The 6,288-nt window shown below is 64.4% G+C and carries 4 protein-coding genes and 1 pseudogene; all 5 read right to left on the bottom strand.

The window, feature by feature from the left end; translation table 11 throughout:
* Positions 1-633: pseudogene (locus tag EN906_RS19100) on the bottom strand (strictosidine synthase family protein); the annotation flags it as partial.
* Positions 633-2,747 (bottom strand): SMP-30/gluconolactonase/LRE family protein, encoded by a 2,115-nt coding sequence (locus tag EN906_RS19095; protein WP_127301982.1) that lies wholly within the window; start codon positions 2,745-2,747, stop codon positions 633-635. The pseudogene EN906_RS19100 and the gene EN906_RS19095, both read right to left, overlap by 1 nt.
* A 13-nt stretch (positions 2,748-2,760) precedes the next feature.
* Positions 2,761-3,777, bottom strand: a complete 1,017-nt coding sequence (locus tag EN906_RS19090; RefSeq protein ID WP_164749005.1) for a sugar ABC transporter substrate-binding protein — start codon at positions 3,775-3,777, stop codon at positions 2,761-2,763.
* Positions 3,778-3,814: 37 nt separating this feature from the next.
* Positions 3,815-4,822 carry an ABC transporter permease gene (locus tag EN906_RS19085; RefSeq protein WP_127270346.1) on the bottom strand — a complete coding sequence of 336 codons (1,008 nt, stop codon included), beginning with the start codon at positions 4,820-4,822 and terminating at the stop codon, positions 3,815-3,817.
* Positions 4,823-4,825: 3 nt separating this feature from the next.
* Positions 4,826-6,145 carry a hydroxymethylglutaryl-CoA reductase, degradative gene (locus EN906_RS19080; protein ID WP_127375304.1) on the bottom strand — a complete coding sequence of 440 codons (1,320 nt, stop codon included), beginning with the start codon at positions 6,143-6,145 and terminating at the stop codon, positions 4,826-4,828.
* Between the last annotated feature and the right edge of the window lie 143 nt (positions 6,146-6,288).

Genomic DNA, 6,288 nt, shown 5'->3' with positions numbered 1-6,288 from the left:
CGGATCAAGGGCGACGATACGATGGCGCCAGCTTTCGCTGATCGCCAGACGGCCGTTGCCGAGCATGACCGCGCCGTTGGGAAATGCCAATCCGGCTGCAAGCTCACGCTGGGAGCCGCTGTCCGGATCGATGGCGAGCACGACGCCGCTGCTGCCGCCCTCCATCAGATCGCGCTTCCAGTCGCGCGCCGGATGCTTGCGCGAGCCGACACACAGGTAGAGCGAGCCATCCACGGTAAAGACCCCGGCGGTGAGGCAGGACGCCACGCCGCCTGGCAAGCCGATGCGCCTCCAGGTGCCCGGCTGCCCGATTTGCAGGCCCTCACCCTCGATGCCGACGGCAAGGCGGCCATCGGGCGCGGATGCGACAAAGCTGATCGGCGCCGCGAACTCCGCTATTGCGACCGCCGAAGCGCCCGCTCTCCCAAGGTCGATCCGAAAGAGCGTGTTGCCGCTGCTGCACAGCAGTCTCGCTGGCGACGCAACGAGATTGTCGATGGCGGGAAGCGACAGCAGCCGCTCCGCCTCTTCCAGACGGTTGTCCGGTTTGAAGACGCCGTCCATGGCCGGCACGCTGATGCCGGCATCATCAGCCGAAAACAGCCGGCGGACGAACGTGCCTAACCCCGCCATCAGCGCTTCCCCCAGTAATCGTCATGCGCCGTCCATTGCGGATCGGCGCCTTCGATGCGAACGCGGCCGATGCGGTTGTTGGAGACGCCGCCCAGATAGAGCCAGCCCTTGTGCTCGCAGGTCGAGGTGATCGAGGGATGGTTTTCGCCGGCCTCGTCCCACAACGCGTCGATGATCTCGCCGGTTTCCGACACGCGCAGCACGCAGCCGCGATTGATGTTGGGGAACAGCCATTCGTCGGCGGCGATCCGCTTGGCCATGCGGCGGCGAAAACCCGGCTTGCGCATGGCGAGATCGAAGGTTCTGGTGCGCATGCCGAGCAGCGCGATCCAGTAGGTTCCGTCGGAGCCGCGGTTGAGATTGTCGGGATAGCCTGGCAAATTGTCGAGGAAGATTTCACGCTTGCCCTTGTCCGGTCCGTCGAACCAGTAGCGGCTGATGCGGCACGCCCATGTCTCGGCAAAGAGCAGCGACTGGCCGTCGCGGCAAATGGTGACGCCGTTGGGAAAGATCAGGCCGCGCAATATGGTGCGGGTCGAGCCGGTCCTCGGATCGTGGCAGATCAGCCGGCCGTTGCCCCTGCCCTCCAGCGCATCGACCGCCCATTCAGACATTTCGTAGCGGATCGTCGCTTCGCTGAAGAAGATGCGCCCGTCCGGCGCGATGTCGAGATCGTCGGGAAGCCGCAGCCGCGAATCGTCGATCACCGACAGCAGGCTGCGATTGGTTTCGTCGGTGACCTTCGCCACCGTCCCGTCCGGCGAGACGCGGTAGACGCCCATGCCGCCGATGCAGGTGAGCAGGTCGCCGTTCGGCGCGAAGGCCAGCCCCAGCGGATGACCGCCGATACGGGCGAAGACCTCGCTGCGCGCATAGTCGGGCGCGAGGAAACGGACGATCGTACCGTGCCGCGTACCGGTATAGAGATTGTCGTCGCGGTCGAGGACGACGTCCTCGGGACCTTCGACCGCGCCAAGCCCTATGAGCTCCGCCGCGCCAAGCCTGTCATTGACGGCAAGCACGTCGGTTCCGGTCGGCGGCGTCAAATTCGGCAGCTTCAGATAGGTCGGCGAGACATAGACTTTGCTCAACAGCTTGCCGCGGTTCTTCACCCATTTGGCGTCGAACAGCACGGCGGCGATCAGCACCAGACCGAGGATCAGCTGGTTGACCGAGCCGGGCATCGACAGGCGGATGAGGCCGCTGGTCAGGATCAGCACCAGGATGGAGCCGATCACCGCATTGCCGACCGAACCGCGGCCGCCACCCAGCGAAACGCCGCCAAGCACCACGGCGGTCAATACGGAAATCTCCAGCCCTATGCCGGTGTCGGCGCCGGTGCTGCCGAGCCGGGCGGAAAACAGAAAGGCAGCGATCGCGGTCAGCAGGCCCGATGCGACATAGGCGAGGCAAACCGTCAGCTTGACGTTGATGCCGGCATTGTAGGCGGAGCGGCGCGCACCGCCGACGGCGCGCAACCGCCATCCTGGCCTTAGCCTTGACAGGACGATATGCGCGCCAAGGGCGATGACGGCGAAAATGGCGAAGGAGACGGGCAGGCCGTAGAAGGTGCCGAAGCCGATCAGGTCCCAGGTCGGGGAGACCGGCATCGAGCCGACGATCGCGCTGGCAAGCCGGGGAAAGATGATGTCGTAGAGCGCCCGGTAGATGACCAGTGTCACCAGAGTGGTGATGAAGGCGCGCAGCCTGAGATAGCCGATCAGCACCCCGTTGAGCAGCCCGCAGACGAGGCCCGTGGCTAGCGTCGCGATCAATGCCACGCCGACCGGCAGGCCGGCAACGTTCATCGATACCAGGGCGGCAAGCACGCATAGCGCGAACATCGAGCCGACCGAGAGGTCGATGCCGCCCGAGAGGATGACGATGGTGAGCGCCAGTGCGATCAGGCCGAATTCCGACACCTGGCGGGCGAGATCGGTAAGGTTGCCGACCGAGAAATAGCCAGGGATGATCCACGTCATGACGAGGATCGTGACCACCAGCGCCAATGCCGGAATGACGTTGTCGATCCAGCTCTTGGTCAGCAATTCGCCGAACAGGCGGTCCGGCAAAAGCCGGTACCGCAGCCGTGAAAGCGCATCGCTGGTGGCCATAAGTCAGGATTCCCTACTTCAGATCGTCCAGCGTCCAGCAATTGCGCTGGTTGACGTTGGCCTTGGTGATCTGCGTCAGCGGATTGAAATAGAGCGTCTTGGTCTCGCCGGCGGTACCGTCGGAGAGCAGCAGCCTTGCGATCTCCGCATTCAGGATTTCGCCCTGCAGCGGCACGTTGTAGCTGATGTAGAGATTGAACAGGCCCTTCTCGACATTCTCGCAGCCGACCCTGTTGCCGCCGCCGCTTGTGACGAGGAAGACCTGGTCGCCCTTGCCGGCCTGCTGGATCGCAGACGCCGTGCCGGTGTCCTGATTGTCCCAGATGCCGATGGCGCCGCAAAGATCCGGATGCTGTTGCAGCACGGTCTCCATGATCGAGCGCGCCTTTTCCGGATTGTATTCGGTGGCCTGCTGCGAAACGACCTGGATGTCGGGATGCTGGTTCAAGACACGGTAGATGCCGTCGAGTTGGAACACGTCGGATGCCGCCGTCGGCACGCCGGTGTCGATAGCGACCTTGGTCGAAGCACCCTTGCCGGGGCTGCATTTGTCGACCACGGCCTGCGCCGCCTGTTCGCCGATCTCGGTCCAGTCGGCGCCGACATACGAATCGGTCTGGGTGTTCGATTCCAGGTTGATCTGCACAACTTTGATGCCGGCGGCCTGCGCCTGAGCCAGCAACCGGGCGTAGGACTGGATGTCGGGATTGTGCGCGACGATCAGGTCCGGCTTCTCGCTGATCAGCGACTGCAGCGCGCGGGTTCCCGCGTCGGTGCTCCAGGCGGGGTCGCGGATCTCGAAATCATACTTGAGGCGCTTGGCCTGCTGGCGCATCACCGCCGCCCAGCCTTCGGTCAGGTCGAAACCCATCGACAGCGGCAGGAAGACGACCTTCTTGCCTTCCAGCGTCTTGTGGAACGTCGTCGAGCGCGGATTTTCCAGGCCCTTGTCCTGGGCGCTGGCGGTGACGATACCGGCAAGCGCGATGCAGGCCGCGGCCAGCCACTTTGTCGTTTTCAGAAGTCGCATGGTTTCCTCCCATTGCATTTTGGCGTTGAAATTGGTGTCAGAGATCCCCTTGCTGGGACGTCTGCTCGTCGCGTGGGTTGACGAGCGAGTCGATGACGATGGCCAGAAGCAGGACCACGCCCTTGACCAGGTTCTGGATCGTGTAGGCGATGTTCATGATCGTCATGCCGTTGAGCAGGATGCCGACGAAGATCGTGCCCAGAATGACGTTGCGAACCTTGCCGTGGCCGCCATTCAGGCCGATGCCGCCCAACACGACGACCAGAAGGATGTCGTAGATCATCGTCGAATTGAAAAGCCGGGCGTTGATCGCCGACGCCGACGAGGCAAGCACCAGCCCGGCGCCGTAGGCGATCAGCGCGCTGATCGCATATTGCGCGACGATCATCGGCCGGTTGGAAATGCCGGTGATCCTGGCGGCGCCCGGATTGTTGCCCATGGCATAGGTCTGCCAGCCGAACCGCGTGCGGCTGAGCACCAGATGCAGCGCCAGGCAAAGCATGGCAAAGACCACCACCGTCACCGGGACGCCGAGGATGCGGCCCTGCCCGATCAGCGAGAACCATTCGGCGCCTGGCGGCACATTCTGCATCTCCAGCGTGAAGAAGAAGGTTCGGCCAAGGCCGTAGATGACGGAGCCGGCGGCAAGCGTCGCGAAGATCGGCGCGACCTCGCCGAAAGCGATCAGCATCCCGATCAGCACGCCGGCGACCACCGCGAACAGCGCGCCGATCAGCAGCGCGAATTCCAGCGAATAGCCCGAGCGGGCGATCACGAAGGCCCAGGACACCGACACCACCATCGTTGCGATCATCGAGACATCGATGCCCCTGGCGATGACGACCAGCGCCATTCCCAGCGCCAGGATGCCGAGAATCGAGACGCTTCTGATCAGGGCTAGGATGTTGCCGGGGCTGAAGAAGGACGGCAGCAGCAACGAGAACAGCACGAAGGCCAGCACCGCCAGCACCAGCACGATGCCTTCCTGGCTTTTGAGCAGGCTGGAAAGCCGAGCCTGATTTCCGCGTGCGGCTGCCTCGCTCACCGCTCAGGCCTCCTCTTTGCCCAGTCTGAGCAGGATTTCCCTGGCGCGATCGACGCGCACATCGTGATCCGCCGCAAGTTCCTTTGCCACCGCATCGATATTCGCGCCGCTCGCGCCCGCCACGATGGCTATGTTGCGGGCATGCAGCGCCATGTGTCCACGCTGGATGCCTTCGGTTGCCAGCGCCCTGAGCGCCGCCATGTTCTGCGCCAGCCCGACCGCGACGGTGACCTCGGCAAGCTCTTGCGCCGTGGTCACGCCGAGGAGTTTCAGCGCTGCGCGCGCGGCCGGGTGCGTCTTGGTGGCGCCGCCGACCATGCCCAGCGCCATCGGCATTTCCAGCGTCCCCACGAGGTTTCCGGCGGCGTCGATCTCCCAGCGGCTCAACGACGTATAACGGCCGCCGCGCGCCGCCCAGGCGTGGGCGCCGGCCTCGATCGCCCGCCAGTCGTTGCCGGTCGCGACGACGACTGGATCGATGCCGTTCATGATGCCCTTATTGTGCGTGGCCGCGCGGTAAGGATCGACGATCGCCAGCGAACAGGCCTCGACGATGCCGGCAACGATACGCTCGCCGGTGAACTCCTTCGTCGCCAGTGCCTTCGGCGTCAGCCGCACCCGCGCCCGCGCCAGCCTGAGGTCGGCCAGGTTGGAGAGGATGCGCAGCCGGACGGTGCCACCCGAAATGCGCTCGATCATCGGTGCGACTGCCTCGGCCATGGTATTGACCGTGTTGGCGCCCATCGCGTCGCGCACGTCGACGAGCAGATGCAGCACCACCATCGGTCCGACTTGCGTCTCCTCGAACACCTGCACTTCAATCTCGCGGCAGCCGCCGCCGAGGCCGATCAGCACCCGGTCCTTCTCGTTGGCGGCGGCGATGATCTGGTCGCGGGCGGACAGCAGCCTGGCGCGTGCGCCGTGCGGATCGGACAGACCGAGTATCTGCACCTGTGCCCGCATGATCGGTGCGGTGCTCGATGTCTCGAAGCCGCCGCAACCGCGGGCGACGCGCGCCATGTAGGAGGCGGCGGCGACCACCGACGGCTCTTCCACCGCCATCGGGATGAGGTAATCGCGACCGTTGATGGTGAAGTTGGTGGCGACGCCGAGCGGAATCTCGAAGGTGCCGACCACATTCTCGATCATGCCGTTGGCGAGATCGAGCGGCAGGCCGCCGCCGCGCAAGGCATCGCGATCCGCCTGCCCAAGACGAGCGGCGTCGCCGACCGTCGCCAGGCGATCGGCCGGCGACAGGTCGCGGAATTTCTCGATGCGGGAATTCAGCCGCGGCTCGACACCGCTGTCCTGGACAGCCACCATCACGATCGCCTCCCTGCGAATGCTTGTCGTTGAGGCAGCTATCGTTTAACTGATACCATCTATCAAGGTACAGCTACAGGAAACAGCGACAAACTGTACCAGTCCATATCAGGGCACGCAGCCCATCGGAGGATGTTCTGGGA

The sequence above is a fragment of the Mesorhizobium sp. M7A.F.Ca.CA.004.06.1.1 genome, from assembly GCF_003999135.1.
GTDB lineage: Bacteria > Pseudomonadota > Alphaproteobacteria > Rhizobiales > Rhizobiaceae > Mesorhizobium.
Note: the sequence above shows the minus strand (reverse complement) of the source record. Positions and strands in the feature narration are given on the sequence as shown.

What these genes read in the sequence shown, in the direction of transcription:
- EN906_RS19095 (WP_127301982.1), bottom strand. Translation starts at nt 2,747, where the DNA reads ATGGCCACCAGCGATGCGCTTTCACGGCTGCGGTACCGGCTTTTGCCG.
- EN906_RS19090 (WP_164749005.1), bottom strand. Translation starts at nt 3,777, where the DNA reads ATGCGACTTCTGAAAACGACAAAGTGGCTGGCCGCGGCCTGCATCGCG.
- EN906_RS19080 (WP_127375304.1), bottom strand. Translation starts at nt 6,145, where the DNA reads ATGGTGGCTGTCCAGGACAGCGGTGTCGAGCCGCGGCTGAATTCCCGC.